The organism is Streptomyces noursei, from assembly GCF_016917755.1.
GTDB lineage: Bacteria > Actinomycetota > Actinomycetes > Streptomycetales > Streptomycetaceae > Streptomyces > Streptomyces yunnanensis.
This window is the reverse complement of record NZ_CP070326.1, coordinates 2,721,211-2,741,542: the sequence shown is the minus strand read 5'-3', so window position 1 is coordinate 2,741,542 and position 20,332 is coordinate 2,721,211. Positions and strand designations below refer to the sequence as shown.

The window sequence follows — 20,332 nt, the reverse complement described above, 5'->3', positions numbered from 1 at the left end:
GGTGCGTCTTCCTTCACCGTCACGCCACTGGTACGCCGTGCTTACCCGCCCGTAACTTACTTGCAAGTCACCACGTTGGCCCTTGCGATCCGGATCGCAGGTGAACGGCTCACCGAGCACCTCGGAGTCCCCTCACCCCGCAAGGAGCACCGTATGAAGCTGCGTTGGTCGAGACTGCGCGCCGCCCTCCCGGCGGTCGCCCTGGCCCTGGGTCTCACCACGGCAACCCCCGCGGCGGCGTCCCCCACCGTCAGCAGCGGATGGAACGACTTCTCCTGCAAGCCCTCCAGTGCCCACCCCCGCCCCGTCGTCCTCGTCCACGGCACCTTCGGCAACGCCATCGACAACTGGGTCGGCCTCGCACCCTACTTGGTCGCCCGCGGCTACTGCGTCTTCTCCCTGGACTACGGCCAACTGCCCGGCGTCCCGATCTTCCACGGGCTCGGCCCGATCGACGCCTCGGCACAGCAACTCGCCACGTACGTCGACCAGGTGCGGGCCGCGACCGGCTCGGACAAGGTGGACCTCGTCGGGCACTCGCAGGGCGGCATGATGCCGCGGGTCTACCTGAAGTTCCACGGCGGCGCGGACAAGGTGCACACGCTGGTCGGGCTGGCCCCCGACAACCACGGCACCACCCTCAGCGGCCTGACCAAACTGCTGGACCTCTTCCCCGGCGCCAAGCAGTACCTCGACAAGTTCACCCCGGGGCTGACCGACCAGGCCACCGGCTCCGACCTCCTCAACCGCCTCAACGCCGGCGGCGACACCGTCCCCGGCATCCACTACACCGTCATCGCCACCCGGTACGACGAGGTCGTCACGCCCTACGCCTCCGGGTTCCTCAACGGCCCCGACGTCCACAACGTCATGCTCCAGGACCTGTGCGCGGTCGACCTCTCCGAGCACGTGGCCATCGGGACCCTCGACCGGATCGCCTTCCACGAGACGGCCAACGCGCTCGACCCGGCGCACGCCACCCCGACCACCTGCGCCTCCGCCGCGAGTTAGGGCCGCCCGGCCGCGAGCCGGACCCTGCGCCATCCCGGCCCGCGGTCGGCGTGCGGGCCGGGACGGCGGGCCGGGCGCACCCGCCCGCGGTTCAGCGGGTGCCCCGGCCCGTCCGGCGCAGCGTCAGGAAGCCGACCGCGGCGACCGCCAGCGCCACCGGGATCAGCAGCAGCCACCCGGAGAAGGCGAGCACCCCCGCGGTCAGCAGGGCACTGGCCAGCCCGCCGAACCACAGCGGGGTGCGCCGTGGCAGCAGCACCAGCGCGGCGGCCAGCCCCGCCAGGGTCACCGCGGCCAGGCAGGTCGCGGTGGCCCGCATCAGCAGGTCCAGGTCGGCGGTGCCGGTGGCGGCCGGTACCGCCAGCCCCGCCGCCACCACGCCCAGCACCGCCAGCGACCGGCGCGGCACCTCGCCCGGCGCGCCGCCCTTGGCCAGCCAGCGCGGTGCCGCGCCGTCCCGGCCGAGCGCCGCGCCGAGCCGGGAGGCCCCGGCCAGATAGGAGTTGACCGCCCCGAAGGTGAGGAACAGCGCCGCCGCTGCCGCCACCGGGCGGGCGGCGGTCCCCACGCTCTGTTCGAGCAGCGCGGTCAGCGGGGTGTCGGTCCGGGCGGCGGCCGGCCCCAGCGCCCCGATGGTGGTGACCGCCAGCCCCAGGTAGAGCACGGTGATCACGGCGAGCGTACGGCGGGTCACCCGCGGCAGGTCCCGCACCGGATCGGCGAACTCCCCGGAGAGGTGGCTGGCCGCCTCCCACCCGGCGAACGCGAAGAACAGCACCGAGGCCGCCGACCCCACCGACGCCCAGCCGCCCGGCAGGAACGGCGTGAAGTGCGCCGCGGACACCCGCGGCGCGGCGGCCAGCACCGCGCACAGCAGCACCGCCGCCAGCAGCCCGCCGAGCAGCAGTTGGACCCGGCCCGACATCCGCAGCCCGACCGCGTTGGAGACCAGCGCGCCGACCAGCACCACGGCGCCGACCACGGCCGCACCCATCCGGCCCCAACCGGCCGCGTCGGCCACGTACGTGCCGCCGATCCAGGCGGCCGAGACCACGCCGAGCGGCACCGCCCCGTAGAACCACCACCCGACCACCGCCGCGGCCCGCGGCCCGATCGCCCGGTGCACGAAGGTCGCCACGCCGCCGCCGTCGGGGTACCGGGCGCCCAGCGCCGCGAACGAGGCGGCCACCGGCACGCACATGGCCAGCAGCACGACCCAGGCCAGCAGGGAGGCGGGACCGGCCGCGGCGGCGGCCAGCGACGGCAGCGTCAGCACACCGGGACCCAGGACGGCGCCGGCGCACAGCGCGGTACCGCCCCCGATACCCAGCCGCCGTACATCCGGCCGCGCAGAAGCAGTGAGAGATGTTTCTTGTACGGACACGGCCGCAGACGCTAGCCGGAAAGTTGATCAAACGGGGCTACCGCCGAACGAAATTCGACGGCGACGGGCACCATGGGGGCATGGACGACATTGATTCGGCGATTGTCCGGGAACTGCAGCGCGATGCACGGCAGACCAACCGCGAACTGGCCGGCAAACTGAACATCGCCCCCTCCACCTGTCTGGAGCGGGTCCGCGCCCTGCGCGCCCGAGGGGTGATCACCGGCTACCGCGCCACGGTGGACCTGCGCGCCCTCAACCGCCCCGTACAGGCGCTGCTGACGGTCCGGATCCGGCCCATGAACCGCGAGGTGATCGAGCGGTTCAAGGCGTTCCTGACCTCCCTGCCCGAGGTGCTCACCGTCTATGTCGTCGCGGGCGGCGACGACTTCCTGGTGCACGTCGCCGTCCCGGACGTGGACCGGCTGCACGCCCTGCTGATGGACCGGATCTTCAAGCGCCGCGAAGTCGTCGACTGCCGCAGCTCGGTGATCTACCAGCACGTCGCCAACGACATCATCGAGCCGCTGCCGCCCGAGCGGCCCTGACGGGACCGGACGGGCGGCAGCGGCGGGCGACCTCAGCCCTGGTGGCGGGCGGCCTTGCGGCGGGTGGCCAGGAACAGCACCCCGGCACCCAGGGCGAGCACCGCGGCGCCCCCGACGGTCAGCGGCGCGGTGCTGCCGTCGCCACCGGTCTCGGCCAGGTGCTTCCCGCCGACCGGCCGCCCCGCGCCGTCCGGGTGCGGCCCGCCCGCGCCGGAACCGGCATCCGCGGAAGGGGCAGCCGGGGCAGCCGGGGCCTGGGCGCCGGCCGGCCGGTCGCCGCCCATGGCGTGGTCGTGGTGGCTCATGTCCATCGAGGACCTGTTGGCGCCCGCGGCGATCTGCCGGTCGGTCGGCGCGGGTGCCGACGTGCTCCCGGCGCCGCCGTTGTCCTTGCCGAAGACCACGTCGGAGCAGGTGTAGAAGGCTTCCGGACTGTCCGAGCGCTGCCAGATGCTGTAGACGAGGTGGCGGCCGGACCGGGCGGGCACGGTGCCGTCGAAGACGTACTCCCCGTTGGTCAGCGTCGGGTCGGTGGCCTTCGCGAACGGCCGGGCCTCCAGGTCCGACCACTTCAGCGGCTTCTTCGGGTCGTAGCCGTCCTTGGTGAGGTACAGCTCGAACGTGCCCCTGTGCGGCGCGGTCGCCTTGTAGTGGAAGGTGTGCTTGCCCGCCTTCATCGGGGTGGACGGCCAGTCGGCGCGCGGCAGGTCCAGCCCCTTGTACTCGTCGTTGCCGGCGCTGCACAGCTTGCCGTCCGGGATCCGCTCCTTCGACTTGCCGCCGGCGTTGCCGTCCCGGACGGCGTTCCAGTCGTAGAGCGCCTGGGCGCCGCCGACCTGCACGGCGGCCTTGCACGCGGCGGACTCGGGGTGCTCGGGGCCCTCGGCGTAGCAGGCCGCGACGCGGCTGACCGGGTCCGACATCGACCCGTGCGCGGCGGCCGGGGTCGCGGTGAGCACGGTGAGCGCCACGGGGGCGACGCCGAGCAGCGCGAGCACCGTGACGTTGCGGCGAGCGGTCATCGTGGGGGTCTCCTTCATCGGGTGTGTCGGTTGCGGGCGCGCGGCGCACCGAGGGGGTCCCTGCTCCCGGGGGAGCGCGGGGCGGTGCGCCGCGCGCGGAGGGGCGGCGGGCGGTGGGGGGTCGGGCGGCGAACGGCACCGGTGCCGCCCTCCGGCGAACGGCACCGGCCGGCCCGCGAACCCGCCGTGCGGAGCTGACGCTAGCCGCCCTGAGCAGCGGATTTGAGGCCCGAAGGCCGATCCGGCGGATCCTTATGGCGCCGTTAAGGGACGGGTAAGGAGCGTCTAAGCGGGGGCGCCGGAACGTGGGCCGGTCGGTGGGCAGTCGAGGCCGTCGGCGAGTGTGCCGAACGCCTCCGCGGCGGCGTCGGGGCCGGCGTCCAGCGGGAGTTCGGCCCAGATGAACTTGCCCTGCGGGGTGTAGCGGGCGCCCCACCGCCGGGCGTACCCGGCGATCAGGAAGAGCCCCCGGCCGCCCTCGTCGGTGGTCCGGGCGTGCCGCAGGTGCGGCGCGGTGCTGCTGCCGTCGGAGACCTCGCAGATCAGCGACTCCGCCCGGATCATCCGCAGCCCGATCGGTCCGGAGGCGTGCCGGATGGCGTTGGTGACCAGTTCGCTGACGATCAGCTCGGTGGAGAACTCCAGCCTCGTCAGCCCCCACCGGGCCAACTGGTCGGCGGCGGACCGACGGGCCTCGCCGACCGCCGACGGGTCCGCGGGGATGTCCCAGGTGGCCAACTGCTCCTGCGGCAGCGCCCGGGTGCGGGCCAGCAGCAGCGCCACGTCGTCCACCGGCCGGGTGCCGGGCAGGGAGCTGACGACCCGTTCGCAGATCTCCTCCAACGGGGCCTGCGGATCGGAGAGCGCGGTCCGCAGCCGGGTGATCCCGCCGTCCAGGTCGAGCGCCTTCCCCAGCAGCAGCCCGTTGGTGTAGAGCGCCAGCAAACTGCCCTCGGGCAGCGGCAGTTCGACGGACTCGAAGGGCATCCCGCCCAGCCCCAGCGGCGGCCCGGTCGGCAGCTCCAGCACCTGGCAGCCGCCCGCCGGACCGACCAGCAGCGGCGCGGGGTGCCCGGCCCGGGCCAGGGTGCAGGAGCAGCCGACCGGGTCGTAGACCGCGTACAGGCAGGTCGCCCCGATCACCCCGTCGTCGCTGTGCGCGTCGTGCGCGACCCGGTTGACCATGTCGTCCAGGTGGGCCAGCACCTCCTCGGGGGACAGGTCCAGATCGGCCAGCGCCTGTACGGCGGCGCGCAGCCGGCCCATCGTGGCCGCGGCGTGCACCCCGTGCCCGACCACGTCGCCGACCACCAGCGCCACCCGCGCCCCGGACAGCGGGATCACATCGAACCAGTCGCCGCCCACCCCGGATCGCGAATCGGCCGGCAGATAGCGGTACGCCGCCTCCACCGCGCTCTGTTCGGGCAGGCCGCGCGGCAGCAGGCTGCGCTGGAGGGCGAGCGCCGCGGCGTGCTCCCGGGTGTACCGGCGGGCGTTGTCGATGGAGCTCGCCGCGCGGGTGACGAACTCCTCGGCCAGGACCAGGTCGTCGGGGTGGAACGGGCCGGTGGGCCGCCAGCGCGCGAACGCCGCCGCGCCCAGGAAGTTGCCCCGGGCCCGCAGCGGCACCACCATCAGCGAGTGGAAGCCGAGCGCGCGCAGTTGCCCGGCCCGGACCGGATCGTCGGCCGCCCAGTCGGCCCGGTCCAGGTCCAGGGCCGGGACCAGCACCGACTCGCCCTCGGTCAGGCTCAGCACCACCGGCGCCGACGGCGGGTAGGCGGCCCGCTCCCCGACCGCGATCACCGCCTCCGGGCAGCCCTCCCGCACGGACTGCTGACCGGCCCGGCGCATGGTGAACAGGGTGGCGGGCTCGATCGGCCCGGGCGCGGGCTCCTCACCGGTGAGCATCGCCTCCAGCAGGTCGACGGTGACGAAGTCGGCGAGGTCGGGGACCGCCACGTCCGCCAGTTCCTGGGCGGTCTGCCAGACGTCCAGGGAACCGCCGATCCGCTCCCCGGCGCGGTTGAGCAGCGCCATCCGCTGCCGGGCGCGGTAGCTCTCGGTGACGTCGAGGACCATGTAGCAGATGCCGAGCACCCCGCCGGACTCGTCCTCCAACCGGAAGAAGGACGTCGAGTAGGCGTGCTCGCGCTGCGGATCGGACTCCGGGCGCCCGAGGTACTCGTAGCCCAGAGAGGGCACCCCGGTCCGCAGCACCCGCCGCATCTCCGCCTCGACGGACTCCACCGCCAGGCCCGGCAGCACCTCGCCCAGCCGCCTGCCCAGCCGATCGGGGCGCGCGGTGCCGCCCATCCGTTCCAGCGCGTCGTTCAGCCAGACGTACCGCAGCTCGCGGTCGAGCATCGCCACCCCGATCGGCGACACCCTCAGGATGCCGTTCAGCAGCGACCGGACCGCCCCCGACCAGGGCGTCCGGGCCATCTCCGAGGCCAGCACCAGCCGCGCGGCGGGTTCCCCGCCGGCCAGCACGGGCAGCACCCGCACCTCCAGGTCGAGCCGCCGACCCGCGCGGTCGCGCACCGCCGCCAGCCCGCTCCAGCCGCCCTCCGCCGCCAGCCGGTCCGCCCAGACCCGCTGCCCGGACGCCGCCTGCGGGTTCGCCGGGGCGAACAGCTCCGCCAGCGGACGGCCGACGGCCCATGACGCCGGATGACCGAGCAGCCGCTCGGCGCCCGCGGTCCAGCCCCGTACCACCCCCGTCCGATCGGCCATCACCACGGCGGTCCGGGTGAGGTCGAAGGCTCCGTCTCCGGGGAGGCGGTTGCTCGGGGAGGCACTCATACAAGACCGTTCCAATGCCGGCGCAAGGCCCCGCGACGGCCCTGCCACCGGCCCGCCACCGCGTACCACCAGCGCCTTCAACGGTACTCCCGGAACCTGTCGGGGCGCTTGCCCGGCGGCCCCGCCGGCGGCCCGCTCCCGCAGGTCACCGGCGGTTGTCAGTGGCAGCTGGCACCCTGGCGGACATGAGCATCGACACCCCGGTCGACCGGGTGACACCGCCCCTGCCCGACCCGTCCGCCGCCTACTGGCAGGCCGCCGCCGCGACCTACGACGACGAGCCCGACCACGGCCTCGGCGACCCGGCCGTCCGCGCCGCCTGGGCCGCCCGGCTGCGCGCCTGGCTGCCGGCCGCCCCCGGCGACGTCCTCGACCTGGGCTGCGGCACCGGCAGCCTGGCCCTGCTCGCCACCGAGCAGGGCCACCGGGTCACCGGCGTCGACCGCTCACCGGCCATGCTCGCCCGCGCCCGGACGAAGCTCGCCGGGCGGCCCGCCACCTTCGTCGTCGGCGACGCCGCCCAACCGCCCGTGGGGGAGCGCCGGTTCGACGCCGTCCTGGTGCGCCACGTGCTGTGGGCGCTGCCGGACCCGTCGGCGGCCCTGCGCCACTGGGCGGCACTGCTCGCCCCCGGCGGCCGACTGGTGCTGGTGGAGGGCCGCTGGGGCGAGTCCGCCCCGATGGGCCTGGCCGCCGCCGAACTCACCGCCCTGACCGCACCGTTGGCGTCCCGCACGGAGCTGATACCCCTCTCCGACGATCCGACGCTGTGGGGCCGGGAGGTCTCCGACGAGCGGTATGCGGTGGTCGCCCATGCCGCTCCCCGACACGGGGCGTGATCGACGTCACTTCGGCCCCAACTCCCGCACATGCCGCACCTCCCCGCCGCACCCCCGGTAGCCGAAGCCGCGGTTGACGGCGAGCATCGGGGCGTTGGTGGTGTCGTTGCCGGTGAATGCCTCGGTGCAGCCGGCGTCGCGGGCGCGGTGCAGGGCGTCGGTCTTGGCGAGCTTCGCCAGGCCCCGGCCGCGGAAGGCGCGGCGACAGCCGGTCATCGTGGTCAGATAGCGGCCCAGGCCGTCGGTGGCGGCGAGGGTGTAGGCGGCGACCTCGCCGTCGACGGTGACCACGGTGGTCAGGCCCAGGTCGAGGTCGGGGTTCTCCCAGGTGGTGCGGAGCCAGTCCGGGTAGGTGACGGCGTCCGCGGCGACGTCGGCCGGTTCGTCGGCGCCGGCCTCGGCGTCCGCCTCGTACAAGGGGCGCGGATCGGCGCCGAAGTCCGCGCCGGTGCACAGCCGGACGCCGGGTGGCAGCGCGGCCGGCAGCGGCGGCAGCGCGGTGCGTGCCAGGTCGAGCCGGAGGAAGTCGGCGCGGCGGGTGGGGCGGTAGCCGTGCCGGGCGGCGAAGGCCAGTGAGCCGGGTTCGTCGACCGTCCAGGCGTATGCGTGGCTGGCGCCGACCGCGGCCAGGTGTTCCTCGCCGGCCGCCAGCAGCGCGCTGCCGGCGCCGTGCCCCCGGTGGTCGGGGTGGACGAGGGGAGTGGCCATGCCCTGCCCGGGCTGGCTGCTGTCGTGCAGCAGCGAGGCATTGATCTGGCCGATCACCCGTCCGTCGCGCACCGCGACCAGCGACCGCAGCCGCTTCGCCGGGGGCGCGGCGGCGATCTGCCAGGCGACGCCCTGCGGGGTCGCGAGGAGGAACCGCAGGGCGGCCCGTCGCAGGTCGGCGACGGGCTTCGCGTCGGAGGGGCGGAAGTCGCGCAGGGTGAGCGTCATGGCGCGGACGGTACGCCGGCGCGGTCCGTTCCGCCGCCCGATTTCCGGGCGCCGGTGGTGGACGGGGGTGGCTTCTTCCGTGCGGGGCAAGGGAGTTGACGGTGGTCTGCCGGTGGGTGGTGGGGGTGTGGCTCATTCCGGACGGTCGACCAGATGTATAGGTGGTCCCTGCAACTACCTGGGCGTACGGTGATCGCGCCGGGCGCCGCCGGGAGCGCGGCGGCCCGCCGAAACCCGAAGGAGGAGCCGCGAGCATGTGCGGAATCACCGGATGGATCTCCTACGACAACGACCTCACCACGCAGCGCCCCATCCTTGAGGCGATGACCCGGACCATGGCCTGCCGCGGTCCGGACGCCGGCGGCATATGGCTCGCCCCGCACGCCGCGTTCGGGCACCGCCGGCTCGCCGTCATCGACATCGACGGCGGCAGGCAGCCGATGAGCGTCGAGCAGGACGGCCGCACCCTGGTCGTCACCACCTACAGCGGCGAGGTCTACAACTACCGCGAACTCCGTGCCGAGTTGACCCAGCTGGGCCACGTCTTCCGGACGAACAGCGACACCGAGGTCGTGCTGCACGCCTACCTCCAGTGGGGCGAGGCGTTCGTCGAGCGCCTCAACGGCATGTACGCCTTCGCGCTCTGGGACCCGCGCACCGAGCAACTCCTGCTGGTCCGCGACCGGATGGGCATCAAGCCGCTCTTCTACTACCCGACCCGCGACGGCGTCCTGTTCGGCTCCGAGCCCAAGGCGGTGCACGCCCACCCCGACGTCCGCCCGGCCGTCGACGCCGAGGGCCTGGCCGAGCTGATCACCTTCACCAAGACCCCCGGCCACGGCGTCTACAAGGGGCTGCACGAGGTCCGCCCCGGCCACCTGGTGCGCATCGACCGCAACGGCGTCCACGTCAGCCGCTACTGGGCCCTGGAGGCCCGCGAGCACACCGACGACCTCGACACCACCGTCGCCCACGTCCGCGAACTCCTCGACGACATCGTCGCCCGCCAGCTGATCGCCGACGTCCCCTTGTGCACCCTGCTCTCCGGCGGCCTGGACTCCTCGGCCATCACCGCGCTCGCCGCCAAGGCGCTGGGCGCCCAGGGCAGCGGCCCGGTCCGCTCGTTCGCCGTCGACTTCACCGGCTACACCGAGAACTTCAAGCCCGACGACCTGCGCGGCACCCCCGACGGGCCGTACGCGCACGCCCTGGCCGAGCACGTCCGCTCCGACCACCACGACATCGTGCTGGACACCGCGGCCCTGATGGACCCGGCGCACCGTGCCGCGGTCCTGGCCGCCCGCGACCTGCCCAACGGGTTCGGCGACGGCGACACCTCGCTCTACCTGCTGTTCAAGGCGGTCCGCGAGCAGTCCACGGTCGCCCTCTCCGGTGAGTCCGCGGACGAGGTGTTCGGCGGCTACCGCTGGTTCCACGACCCGGAGTCGGTCAACGCCGACACCTTCCCCTGGGTCGCCGCGGGAGTCTCCGGCCGGTTCGCCGGCGGCAACGCGGTCCGCGAGGCGCTGCTCGACCGCGCCCTGCTCAAGCGGCTCGACCTGCCCGGCTACGAGCACCGCCGCTACCGCGAGGCGCTCGCCGAAGTCCCCTACCTGGACGACGACATCGGCCACCAGCGCCGGATGCGCGAGGTCAGCTATCTGCACCTGACCCGCTTCGTGCAGATCCTGCTGGACCGCAAGGACCGCGCCAGCATGGCCGTCGGACTGGAGGTCCGGGTCCCGTTCTGCGACCACCGCCTGGTCGACTACGTCTTCAACACCCCCTGGGCGATGAAGACGTTCGACGGCCGGGAGAAGTCGCTGCTGCGGGCCGCCACCCGCGACGTGCTGCCCGACGTGGTCGCCGACCGCGTCAAGAGCCCCTACCCCAGCACCCAGGACCCCGGCTACAACGAGGCGCTGCGCGACGAACTCAGGGAACTGACCGCGGACCGCGACGCCCCGGTCCGCCCGCTGCTGGACTCCGGGGTGCTCGCCGAGGCCACCGCCGCCGGCGCCGACCAGGACATCCGCCCGGGCGCCGAACTCGTCCTCGGCATGGACGCCTGGCTGCGCACCACCGGCACCACCCTGGAGCTGTAGGCCGCGGACTTCCACTGTCCCCGGGCACGGTGGCCGCTCCTGGCGCACAATGGATGCGACAAAACCGCGCACCCGTGCCGGCGGATCCGCGCACCCCGCGCGCCCGCCGACCGCGCCACCACCAGCACCAGGAGCGCCACCGTGTCCCCGCAGACGCTGACGATCACCATCGACCCGGCGGCGGCCGAGGCCCCGTTCGAGCAGGTCCGCACCCAGATCGCCGACCAGGCCCGGACCGGCACCCTGCCGGTCGGCCACAAGCTGCCCACCGTCCGCGGCCTCGCCGAGGAACTGGGCCTGGCCGCCAACACCGTCGCCAAGGCGTACCGCGCCCTGGAGACCGACGGCGTGATCGAGACCCGCGGCCGCAACGGCAGCTTCGTCGCCGCGGCCGGTGACGCCGCCGCCAAGGAGGCCGCCGCGGCCGCCGCGGTCTACGCCCACCGCGCCCAACGCCTGGGCCTGGACCGCGCCGCCGCGCTCGCCGCCGTCACCGACGCCCTGCGCGCCAGCTACGACAGCGGGGACTGACCGCACCGGCACCCGAAGAACCCGGCTGGCCGCCCCGATCGACCCGCCGACCCGACCCGCACCCGCCCCGGAGGAGCCCATGCCCAGTCGGCACGCCCTCGTCCGACGCCCCGGTCCCCGCCTCGCCGAGGGCCTGGTCACCCATATGGACCGGCGGCCGGTCGACGTCGCGCTGGCGCTGCGCCAGTGGGAGGCGTACGTCCAGGTGCTGCACGACCACGGCTGGCGGACCACCGAGGTGGCGCCCGCCGACGACTGCCCGGACGCGGTCTTCGTCGAGGACACCATGGTCGTCTTCCGCAACGTCGCCCTGCTCGCCCGCTCCGGCGCCGACTCCCGCAGACCCGAGCTGCCGGCCGCCCGCGAGGCCGCCGAGGCGCTCGGCTGCTCCCTCAACGCGGTCCGCGCCCCCGGCACGCTCGACGGCGGCGACGTCCTGAAGGTCGGCGACACCCTGTACGTGGGCCGCGGCTGCCGCACCAACCTCGACGGGGTCCGGCAACTCCGCGCCGCCTTCGAGCCGTTGGGTGCCCGGGTGATCGCCGTACCGGTCAGCCGGGTGCTGCACCTGAAGTCCGCGGTCACCGCCCTCCCCGACGGCACCGTCGTCGGCTACCCGCCGCTGGTCGAGGACTCGTCGGTCTTCCCGCACTTCCGCCCGGTCCTGGAGGAGAGCGGGGCGCACGTCGTCCTCCTGGGCGGCGACGCGCTGCTGATGGCCGCCTCCGCACCCCGGACCACCCAGTTGTTCACCCGCCTCGGTTTCCGCCCGGTGCCCGTCGACATCAGCGAGTTCGAGAAGCGGGAGGGCTGTGTCACCTGCCTGTCGGTGCGCCTGCGCGCACTGACGGAGTGAGCGGCGCACGGAGCTGACGGAACCTCATCCGCGTGGCCCGGCAGCGGGCATCCTTGCCCATGAGCAACCTCGACCTCCGCCCCGCCCCCACCCGCTGCGCGCCACCGAGCCCGGCAGTCTGCTCCTCCTCGGCGGCGAGCCGTTCGAGGAGGAGATCGTCATGTGGTGGAACTTCGTGGGGCGCACCGGCGACGAGATCGCCGACGCCCGCGCGGCGTGGAACGCCGGCGGCGAACGCTTCGGCGCCGTCCACGGCTACGCCGGCGACCGGCTGCTCGCCCCGGAACTCCCGCCCGTGCCGCTCAAACCGCGCGGCCGGGCCCGCTGACCGGCGCCGCGCCCGCCCTCTGTAACGGCGTTACAGATACAGCCCCGATGCCGTGCCCCGGGGCTGGGTCGGCAACCCGGCGGGCCGGGTGCCGCGGCGGAGGGCGTAGAGCTCGGCCAGGGTGGCGCCGTCGCGGCCGACGCCCTCCTCGGTGCCGAGCCAGGCGACGGCCTCCGGGCGGGTCAGCGGGCCGACCTCGATCCGGGCCAGGCAGCGGCCGGGGCGGACCACCGCGGGGTGCATCCGCTCCAGGTCCTCGTTGGTGGTGACGCCGACCAGGACGTTGCGGCCCTGGCCCAGGAGGCCGTCGGTGAGGTTGAGCAGGCGGGAGAGCGCCTGGCCCGCGGCGTGCTTGGCCTCGCCGCGGATCAGTTCGTCGCAGTCCTCCAGCAGGAGCAGCCGCCAGCGGGTGCGGCCGGTGGCGTCGTCCTCCCCGATGGCGATGTCCATCAGATAGCCGATGTCGCCGAACAGCCGCTCCGGGTCCAGTACGCAGTCCACCTGGCACCACTCCCGCCAGGACCGGGCGAGGGTGCGCAGCGCGGAGGTCTTGCCCGTGCCGGGCGGGCCGTGCAGCAACAGCAGCCGACCGGCGATCTCCTCGGGGGAGACCGCCATCAGCCGGTCCAGCTCCGCGGCCACCGGAGCGGTGTAGTTGGCGCGGATCTCCTCCCACGTCCCGGCGCCGATCTGCCGGGTGGTGCGGTGCGGGCCGCGGCGCGGGGAGTAGTACCAAAAGCCCATCGGGACGTTCTCCGGCTGGGGGTCGGGGGCGTCCTCGGCGCCCTCCGTGGCCTGCCCGAGCACCTTCTCGGCGAGTGCGTCGGTGACCGCGGTGACCGTCACGTCGGCGCCGCGGTTCCAGCGGGAGACCAGCAGCGTGAAGCCGTCGCCCTCGGCGAGGGTGGCGCCGCGGTCGTCGTCCCGGGCCGAGCGCAGGATCCGGACCCCGGGCGGCAGCAGCGTCCGCCCGGACTTCACCCGGTCCACCGTGCGGCTCCGGGCGTACGGCTGCTCGCCGTTGGCGAACCGGCCCAGGAAGAGCGCGTCGACGACATCGGACGGGGAGTCGCTGTCGTCCATCGTCAGCCGGAGCGGAAGGGATTCCTCGGCGCGGGAGGACGGGACCCGATCGGCACACATACCGGCATGATCCGCCAGACCGGCCGCCCGCGTACAAGCATTATCCGAGCCCCGCCGCCCGCCCGGCGCCGGATCGGTTGTCCGCGGGCGGTGCGCGCGCCGAAACGCGCCCTGTGCGCGCCCGTCGGACCCGCCCTAGGGTGGTCCGCCGTGCGACGTCGAGGTGGGGAACGTCAGGGGCGGCCGGACGGGCCGGAGCGAGCGGGCGGCGGGCGCCTGCGGGGGCGCCGGGGGACGGCCTTCGGGGTGGCGGTGGTGGTCGGGGTGGCCGCGCTGGCGCTGCTGCTGGTGATGTGCGGGGCGGGGGGCGGGCACCGGGACGCGTCCCGGGCGAGAACGGCCCCAGGGGGAGGGATTGCCGCCGGCCGTCGCTGAGGGGCCGTCCGGGCGGGGCGCCCACCGACGGCGCAATGGGCCCGGTGCCGCGCCGGCTCTCCGGAGACTGGCAGGACGCCGATCCGAGGTGCCCGGTGGAAGGAGCCGATCCCGTGGAGCCGCCGAGCGGAGCCGCCCTGACGGTGGTCATGGTGTGCCTGACCGTGGTGACCGGCGTGCTCGACGCCGCCAGCTTCCTGACCCTCGGTCATGTCTTCACCGCGACCCAGACCGGCAATCTGCTCTTCCTCGGCTTCGGCATCTCCGGGCAGGGCGGGCTGCCGGTGGCCGCGACGGTGGTCTTGCTCGGCGCGTTCCTGGCCGGGGCGGTCACCGGGGCCCGGCTGGAGTCCGCGCTGGCCACCCGTCGGCGGCCGTGGTTCCCGGTGGCCCTGCTGGCCGGCGCGGCGGCGGCGTGCTGGGGTCCGGCCCGGCCGGGCTCGCCCACGGGCGGAACGCCGACGGCTGACCGGCCGGCCGTCGGCGTCCGCACCCGCCGGGCCCCCGACGGGGCCCGCTACCGGGTGGCCCGCAGGGGGCGCCCCGTTACGGGACGATCTTCAACAGCTTGTTGGGCGAGCCGCTGCCGGGATTGGTCACGGTCCCGGAGGTGGCGCCGTTCACCAGGGCCGTGGCGACCTGGGCGGGAGTGGCCGTGGGGTGCCCGGCGAGATAGACCGCGGCGGCGCCCGCGACGTGCGGGGTGGCCATCGAGGTCCCGGAAATGGTGTTGGTGGCGGTGTCGCTGGTGTTCCAGGCGCTGGTGATGCTGCTGCCGGGCGCGAAGAGGTCCACCCGGGCGCCGTAGTTGGAGTACGAGGCGCGGGCGTCGGTCGAGGTCGTCGCGCCGACGGTGATGGCTTCGGGGACCCGCGCGGGGGAGTAGTTCTGCGCGTTGGCGCCCGAATTGCCGGCCGCGATGGCGTAGGTCACGCCGCTCTTGATGGAGTTCTGCACGGCGGCGTCCAGGGCCGCGTCCGGGCCGCCGCCCAGCGACACGTTCGCCGCCGACGGGCCCTTGTGGTTCTTGGTGACCCAGTCGATGCCCGCGACCACCTGGGCGGTGGTGCCGGAGCCGGAGTCGTCCAGCACCCGCACGGCGACGATCTTCGCCTTCTTGGCGACGCCGTACGACGAGCCGGCGATGTTCGCCGCGACGTGGGTGCCGTGGCCGTTGCCGTCCTGGGCGACGTTGTCGTTGTCGATCGCGTCGTAGCCGTTGGACGCCCGGCCGCCGAACTCCTGGTGGGAGATCCGGACCCCGGTGTCGATGACGTACACGGTGGCGCCGGAGCCGGCGGTGGCGGGGTAGGAGTACTTCTTGTCCAGCGGCAGCTTCGCCTGGTCGATCCGGTCCAGGCCCCAGGACGGCGGGTTGTTCTGGGTGTCCAGGGCGTGCACGGTGCGGTCCTGGTAGACGTGGTCGACGGCGGGGTCGGCCGCCAGCCGTCTCGCCTGGGCCTCGGACAGGGTGGCGGCATAGCCGTTGAGCGCGGCCGTATAGGTGCGCTTGACGGTGCCTCCGTAGGCGGATATCACGCCGCGGCCGTCCGCCGACGCGGCCTTGAGACCGGCGGTCGGCTTGAGCGTGACGAGGTAGCTGCCGTGCACCGCGTCGGCGGCACCGGCACCGACGACGGTGCCCTGGGCGGGCGCCGCCTGGGCGGGCAGGGCCAGGACGCCGAGGGTGGCGGCGGCCGTGGCGGCGGTGACCGCCGTGGCGATCCGCAGGGTGGTGGAACGCCGGCGGGCGGCGTGGGGGGCGGTGGAACGCATCACTGCCATCGCGAGGGAGTCCTCCTCATCGGTGGCGCGCCGTGGTGCGCGCGCGGGGTGGGCGTACGGGTCCGTACGCAATCGGCCGATCCGTGAAAGTCCGTGACCGTCCGTCAAAAGATTCGATGAGTCGCACGCATGTATCAAGAGTCCCAACGGGATGTCATATGCGCGTCACGGAAAGGCAATGCCGCCGCAGTGAGTAACCTGACAGAACAGCAGATTTGTCATGAACTCTGTACGAGTTTTGGCATGGACACTTCCGGCCACGCGGGACTCCTGGTACCACGGATCGCGCAGAGATCCTGCTATGGGAGGTTCCATGAGAGTGTCCCGTTTTGCGGCATTGACATCCGCCTTCTTCGTTGCTTCGTCGCTCGCGCTCACCGGCGCAGGCGCCGCGGCGGCAGCCCAACTCCCCGCCGCCGGGGGCTATGTGGCCCTCGGCGACTCCTACTCCTCCGGCGTCGGCGCCGGCAGTTACGACAGCGGCAGCGGTGCCTGTAAACGCAGCACCAAGTCCTATCCGGCCCTCTGGGCGGCGGCGCACTCCCCGTCGTCCTTCGCTTTCACCGCATGTTCAGGGGCCCGAACGGGTGATGTCGTCAGTGGTCAGCTCGGCCCGCTCAACTCCGCCACGAGCCTGGTCAGCATCACCATCGGCGGCAACGACGCCGGATTCGCCGACACCATGACGACCTGCGCCCTCCAGGGCGAGAGTGCCTGCCTCGCCCGCGTCGGCCAGGCCCGCACCTACATCGACAACACCCTCCCCGGCAAGCTCGACACCGTGTACGGGGCCATCGCCGACAAGGCGCCGTCCGCCCATGTCGTCGCCCTGGGGTACCCGCACTTCTACAAGCTCGACGGATCCTGTGTGGCCGGCCTCACCGAGAAGTCCCGCGCCGCCATCAACGACGCCGCCGACGCCATCAACGGCGTCATCGCCAAGCGCGCCGCCGACCACGGCTTCGCCTTCGCCGATGTCAACTCCACCTTCGCCGGCCATGAGCTGTGCTCCGGCAGCCCGTGGTTGCACAGCGTGACCTATCCCGTCGGCGAGTCCTACCACCCCACCGCCGCCGGTCAAGCCAGCGGCTACCTCCCGGTGTTCGGCTCCGCTGCGTGATCTTCCGTGTACAGGGTGCGGAGGAGGGGGCTTCCTCCTCCGCGCTCCGGCCTCCCCGGAAAACTCCCGCGGGTTCCCAACTCGCCCTGGCACGCGCGCTGTACGTGACATTCCGTATGGTGTTCGTCAACGTCAAGGCATGGCAGGTGAATCCGTTGACCGGTCTGCACGCGTGTCCTCCAAGAGAGATAGGGTTACCCTGCCCGTTGGCCGGGTGCCCTCGTACGGGTGGGGAGAGTCATGGAACAGATAACAATGCGCAGCAGGGCGCGGGTCCCTGCCGTCACATGCGGGAGCAGCGCGTCCAGCGCGCGGCTCGACCGCCATCTCGCGGTGCTCGGCGGTCCCGCCATTCCGCAGCGCGAGGTGGAGGGGGCCACGTCGTTGATGCAGGAGCTCACCGCGCGTGACCACACGCGCATCACGAAGAGCCGCGGCCACCGGGTGTCGCTGTTCGCACCGCTGCGCAGGCTTCGCCGCTCGCTCTTCGGCGGCCACAGCTGAGCAGTCCCTGAAGCGGCACCACCGGCTCAGGCAGCCCACCGTCCCGGCTCGGCACAGCACCGCCGCCCGGTGCCGTCTTCTCACCACCCGTCACCTCGTGGCGGGTGGTCCTTTGTGTGCCCGCGGGCGCGCCGTGCCCACCGGCTCGGCGCGCGACTCACAAGAGCGCGAACTGGCCGTCCGGGCCCTCTTCCCGGTGGTCCAGCACGGAGGCCGGCCGGGCCGCCGCGGCCGGCACCGGCAGCACCCCGGCGGACCGTAGCTCCGCCGCCCCGATCCGTGGACCGGCCGCCACCGCCCGCGCCAACTGCGCCACCTGCGGCGCGAGTTCGGCCAGCAGCGCCAGGACGGTGACCAGCTCCAGCAGTTCCGAGGTCCACTCCTGGGGCCAGGCCGCGGGCCGCAGCGCCGCCAGCGAACCGGCCTCGGCGGACTCGCCGCCGGCCGCGCCGTTCGCACCGGCCGCACCGGTCCCGCAGCGCTGCGCGAACCACTCCTCCAGCACCCGTACGCCCCCGGCGTGGAACTCCCAGGCGCCCGCCGGCACCGGCGAGATCCGGCCGCTGCCGAGCAGCAGTGCCTGGTCGTCGGGGTCGTAGGCGAGGGTCCCGGGCAGCCCGTGGGCGGGCAGCGCGGCACGCACGTAGGGGCGCCGACCGCCCGGCAGGCGTGGCCGCCCGCCGGGCCCGTTCGGGCCGTCGCCCTGGTGGGCGCCCCAGGTGCACAGCCACAGCAGCCGGCAGCCGAGCGCCGTCCCGCGGTCCCAGAGCGCCGGGTCGGCGGTGAGCGGCACCGCGGTGCCGGCGGGGGAGTGCTCCGCGGTGGCGACGATCCAGGCGAGCAGCTCGGCCGGGCGGACCGGACGGTCCAGGCGGCGGGCGAGGAGGTCCGTCAGCCCGGGGGCGAGGTTGGGCTCGGCGCCGCCGGGCCGGCGGTGGAGCGGGTGGATCCGGCCGGGCCGGCCGGCCGGGGAGCGTCCGTCCGGGAGCAGCGCGGAGGGCACCACCGCCGGGCCCGGGGTCTGCGGGACCTGGCCCAACTCCACCAGGAACAGCTGGTGTTCGTCGGCGACCCGCCACAACTCCGGGCGGGCCGCGTCGATCAGCCGGTGGTCGGGCAGCAGCCACTGCCGGTCGAACGGCCCGTGCAGCACCCGCACCGGCTCCGGGCACGGGCCGACCACCCGGGACAGCCGCGCGGTCGGGGCGGCCCGACCGGGGAGCTGACCGACCGCGGAGTGCAGGGTGCGGGCCCGGGAGGGGCGGAACAGCCGCTCCCGCGCCGCCGGGTCCGCGGCGTTCGCCAGGGCCTGCCAGCGGGCGCGCAGGGTGGCCGGATCGGGGCCCATCACCCAGGAGCGGCCGAGCCGTAGCGGCGCCACGGACCACGGCATCAGATCGGACAGCCGTGGCGCGTCACGTCCTGGCGCGCCCTGCTTCGCCGTCACGCGGAGCCCCTCCCGCAACCGTTGGTCGACCCCGGCATGGTAGGCCCTGGCGGCGCACTCCCGCCCGCCGGCCGTCGCCCGGAGGGGCATCGGCGCCGGGGGTGCCCGGTCGCCAGAAGCGCCCCGAGGCGGTCTTCCGCGTGCTGATCTTGGCGGAGTACGGTCCTGACCGGAACACCTGCCGAGGGAGGGCCGCCATGACGGACATCGCCTCCTCCGCGCCTGGACGGCGCCGGGGGACCTCCATCGAGGCCCGGGCCGCCGCACGGCTGGACCGGCTGCCGCCGTCCCGCTGGCACCGCCGGATCACCCTCGTCGTCGGTATCGGAGCCTTCTTCGACCTCTACGAGATCTTCCTCGGCGGGGTGCTCGCCGCGGTACTGGCCGACCGGTGGGGCCTGGGGCACACCGCGAAGTCCTGGGTGATCGCCGCCGGTTTCCTGGGGATGTTCGTCGGCGCCAATGTGCTGTCGGTGCTCGCCGACCGGCTCGGCCGGCGCCGGATGTTCCTGGTCAACCTGGGCGGTTACGCGCTCTTCTCGCTGGCCGCGGCGTGCGCGCCGGATCTGGGCTGGCTGCTCGTCCTGCGCTGTCTGTCCGGACTCGGGCTCGGCGCCGAACTCGTCCTGGTCGATACCTATTTGGCGGAATTCCTGCCGCGGGCGGTCCGCGGTCGGTACCTCGCCTACGCCTACACCCTCGGCTTCGTCGGCGTCCCGGTGGCGGCGCTGCTGGGTGCCCGCCTGGTGGCCGGGCACACGGTGCTGGGGGTGGACGGCTGGCGCTGGCTGCTGATCGCCGGCGCGCTGGGCGCCGCCTTCCTGCAACTGATGCGACGTCAGCTACCTGAGTCACCGCGCTGGTTGACCGTCCAGGGCCGTCAGGAGGAGGCCGACCGGATCGTCACCGACATCGAGCGGCGGGTGGCGGCGGAGACGGGCAACAGCCTGCCCTCCGTCCCGGACGTCGCGGAGGTCCCGGAACGGAAGGTGCCGCTGGGGGAGATGTTCCGCGGCGAGTACCGGCGCCGGACGCTCATGTGGTGGATCTTCCAGGTGTTCCAGACCGTCGGCTACTACGGCTTCGGCTCGCTGGCGCCGGTGGTGCTCACCGCCAAGGGGCACACCGTCACCGACTCGCTGATGTACGCGGCGCTGAGCTACTGCGGCTATCCGATCGGCTCCGCGCTGTCCGTCCCGCTGATCGACCGGATCGAGCGCCGGACGCTGATCGTCGCCGCCGCGCTCGGCATGGCCGGCTGCGGTCTGGCCTTCGGCTTCGCCACCGCCACCTGGGCGATCGTCGTCTTCGGCTTCCTGCTGACGGTGTGCAGCAACGTCTTCTCCAACGCCTTCCACGTCTACCAGACCGAGATCTTCCCGACCGGGCTGCGCGGCAGCGCGATCGGCATCGCCTACTCGCTGTCCCGGCTCACCTCGGTCGTGCTGCCGTTCGTCGCGCTGGGCGTGCTCGCCGACTTCGGCGCGCCCGCGGTCTTCGTCGGCTCCGCGGTGCTGCTGGCGCTGCTGTGCCTGGACGTGGCGCTGCTCGGGCCGCGCAGCACCGGGCGGAGCCTGGAGCGGATCTGAAGGG

At 74.0% G+C, this 20,332-nt stretch carries 16 protein-coding genes and 2 pseudogenes; 11 read left to right on the top strand and 7 right to left on the bottom strand.

Annotated elements, in window-relative coordinates; all coding sequences use genetic code 11:
- Positions 1 to 153 precede the first annotated feature (153 nt).
- Entirely contained in the window at positions 154 to 1,011 is an 858-nt protein-coding gene (locus tag JNO44_RS12135) for an esterase/lipase family protein (protein WP_205363825.1), read from the top strand.
- A gap of 91 nt (positions 1,012 to 1,102) precedes the next feature.
- Here JNO44_RS12135 and JNO44_RS12130 read toward each other — a convergent pair whose 3' ends face one another.
- Entirely contained in the window at positions 1,103 to 2,395 is a 1,293-nt protein-coding gene (locus JNO44_RS12130) for an APC family permease (RefSeq protein WP_275695746.1), read from the bottom strand.
- A gap of 80 nt (positions 2,396 to 2,475) precedes the next feature.
- On the opposite strand from JNO44_RS12130, the gene JNO44_RS12125 reads away from it, so the two are divergent.
- Positions 2,476 to 2,943, top strand: coding sequence for an Lrp/AsnC family transcriptional regulator (locus JNO44_RS12125; protein ID WP_067353352.1), 468 nt, complete (start codon positions 2,476 to 2,478; stop codon positions 2,941 to 2,943).
- Between the two features lie 32 nt (positions 2,944 to 2,975).
- On the opposite strand, the gene JNO44_RS12120 is transcribed toward JNO44_RS12125, so the two are convergent.
- Both JNO44_RS12120 and JNO44_RS12115 read right to left on the bottom strand, forming a co-directional pair.
- Complete coding sequence (locus tag JNO44_RS12120) at positions 2,976 to 3,965, bottom strand: lytic polysaccharide monooxygenase auxiliary activity family 9 protein (protein WP_205363818.1); 990 nt, start codon at positions 3,963 to 3,965, stop codon at positions 2,976 to 2,978.
- 285 nt (positions 3,966 to 4,250) lie between these two features.
- The gene (locus JNO44_RS12115) at positions 4,251 to 6,770 is read right to left on the bottom strand and encodes a SpoIIE family protein phosphatase (protein WP_205363814.1); all 2,520 of its coding nucleotides are present in this window, start codon (positions 6,768 to 6,770) and stop codon (positions 4,251 to 4,253) included.
- A 185-nt stretch (positions 6,771 to 6,955) separates the two neighbouring features.
- Here JNO44_RS12115 and JNO44_RS12110 point away from each other — a divergent pair, with 185 nt between their 5' ends.
- Positions 6,956 to 7,609, top strand: a complete 654-nt coding sequence (locus JNO44_RS12110; protein ID WP_205363802.1) for a class I SAM-dependent methyltransferase — start codon at positions 6,956 to 6,958, stop codon at positions 7,607 to 7,609.
- 6 nt (positions 7,610 to 7,615) lie between these two features.
- On the opposite strand, the gene JNO44_RS12105 is transcribed toward JNO44_RS12110, so the two are convergent.
- Positions 7,616 to 8,545 carry a GNAT family N-acetyltransferase gene (locus tag JNO44_RS12105; protein WP_205363800.1) on the bottom strand — a complete coding sequence of 310 codons (930 nt, stop codon included), beginning with the start codon at positions 8,543 to 8,545 and terminating at the stop codon, positions 7,616 to 7,618.
- Between the two features lie 254 nt (positions 8,546 to 8,799).
- Between JNO44_RS12105 and asnB the strand changes: the two genes are divergently transcribed.
- From asnB to JNO44_RS12085, 4 genes and pseudogenes are all read left to right on the top strand, one after another.
- A complete protein-coding gene (gene asnB, locus JNO44_RS12100) occupies positions 8,800 to 10,650 on the top strand; it encodes an asparagine synthase (glutamine-hydrolyzing) (RefSeq protein WP_205363797.1) in 1,851 nt (616 codons plus the stop codon).
- Between the two features lie 141 nt (positions 10,651 to 10,791).
- Positions 10,792 to 11,181 carry a GntR family transcriptional regulator gene (locus JNO44_RS12095; RefSeq protein WP_039637723.1) on the top strand — a complete coding sequence of 130 codons (390 nt, stop codon included), beginning with the start codon at positions 10,792 to 10,794 and terminating at the stop codon, positions 11,179 to 11,181.
- A gap of 79 nt (positions 11,182 to 11,260) precedes the next feature.
- Entirely contained in the window at positions 11,261 to 12,037 is a 777-nt protein-coding gene (gene ddaH / locus JNO44_RS12090) for a dimethylargininase (RefSeq protein WP_205363793.1), read from the top strand.
- A 91-nt stretch (positions 12,038 to 12,128) separates the two neighbouring features.
- Positions 12,129 to 12,365 (top strand): annotated as a pseudogene (locus tag JNO44_RS12085) (pirin-like C-terminal cupin domain-containing protein); the annotation flags it as partial.
- A gap of 30 nt (positions 12,366 to 12,395) precedes the next feature.
- Here the strand turns inward: JNO44_RS12085 and JNO44_RS12080 are convergent.
- Entirely contained in the window at positions 12,396 to 13,508 is a 1,113-nt protein-coding gene (locus JNO44_RS12080) for a DUF5925 domain-containing protein (RefSeq protein ID WP_205363792.1), read from the bottom strand.
- A 410-nt stretch (positions 13,509 to 13,918) separates the two neighbouring features.
- Between JNO44_RS12080 and JNO44_RS12075 the strand changes: the two are divergent.
- Positions 13,919 to 14,260 (top strand): annotated as a pseudogene (locus JNO44_RS12075) (YoaK family protein); the annotation flags it as partial.
- 169 nt (positions 14,261 to 14,429) lie between these two features.
- Here JNO44_RS12075 and JNO44_RS12070 read toward each other — a convergent pair.
- Positions 14,430 to 15,668: a S8 family peptidase gene (locus JNO44_RS12070; protein ID WP_205363790.1), complete on the bottom strand. Its 1,239-nt coding sequence runs from the start codon at positions 15,666 to 15,668 to the stop codon at positions 14,430 to 14,432.
- A gap of 313 nt (positions 15,669 to 15,981) precedes the next feature.
- Here JNO44_RS12070 and JNO44_RS12065 point away from each other — a divergent pair, with 313 nt between their 5' ends.
- Both JNO44_RS12065 and JNO44_RS12060 read left to right on the top strand, forming a co-directional pair.
- Complete coding sequence (locus JNO44_RS12065) at positions 15,982 to 16,788, top strand: SGNH/GDSL hydrolase family protein (protein ID WP_205363788.1); 807 nt, start codon at positions 15,982 to 15,984, stop codon at positions 16,786 to 16,788.
- Between the two features lie 240 nt (positions 16,789 to 17,028).
- Positions 17,029 to 17,292: a hypothetical protein gene (locus JNO44_RS12060; protein WP_205363786.1), complete on the top strand. Its 264-nt coding sequence runs from the start codon at positions 17,029 to 17,031 to the stop codon at positions 17,290 to 17,292.
- A 157-nt stretch (positions 17,293 to 17,449) separates the two neighbouring features.
- On the opposite strand, the gene JNO44_RS12055 is transcribed toward JNO44_RS12060, so the two are convergent.
- A complete protein-coding gene (locus JNO44_RS12055) occupies positions 17,450 to 18,739 on the bottom strand; it encodes a type ISP restriction/modification enzyme (protein ID WP_205363784.1) in 1,290 nt (429 codons plus the stop codon).
- Between the two features lie 197 nt (positions 18,740 to 18,936).
- Here JNO44_RS12055 and JNO44_RS12050 point away from each other — a divergent pair, with 197 nt between their 5' ends.
- Complete coding sequence (locus JNO44_RS12050) at positions 18,937 to 20,328, top strand: MFS transporter (RefSeq protein WP_205363782.1); 1,392 nt, start codon at positions 18,937 to 18,939, stop codon at positions 20,326 to 20,328.
- Positions 20,329 to 20,332: the final 4 nt, after the last annotated feature.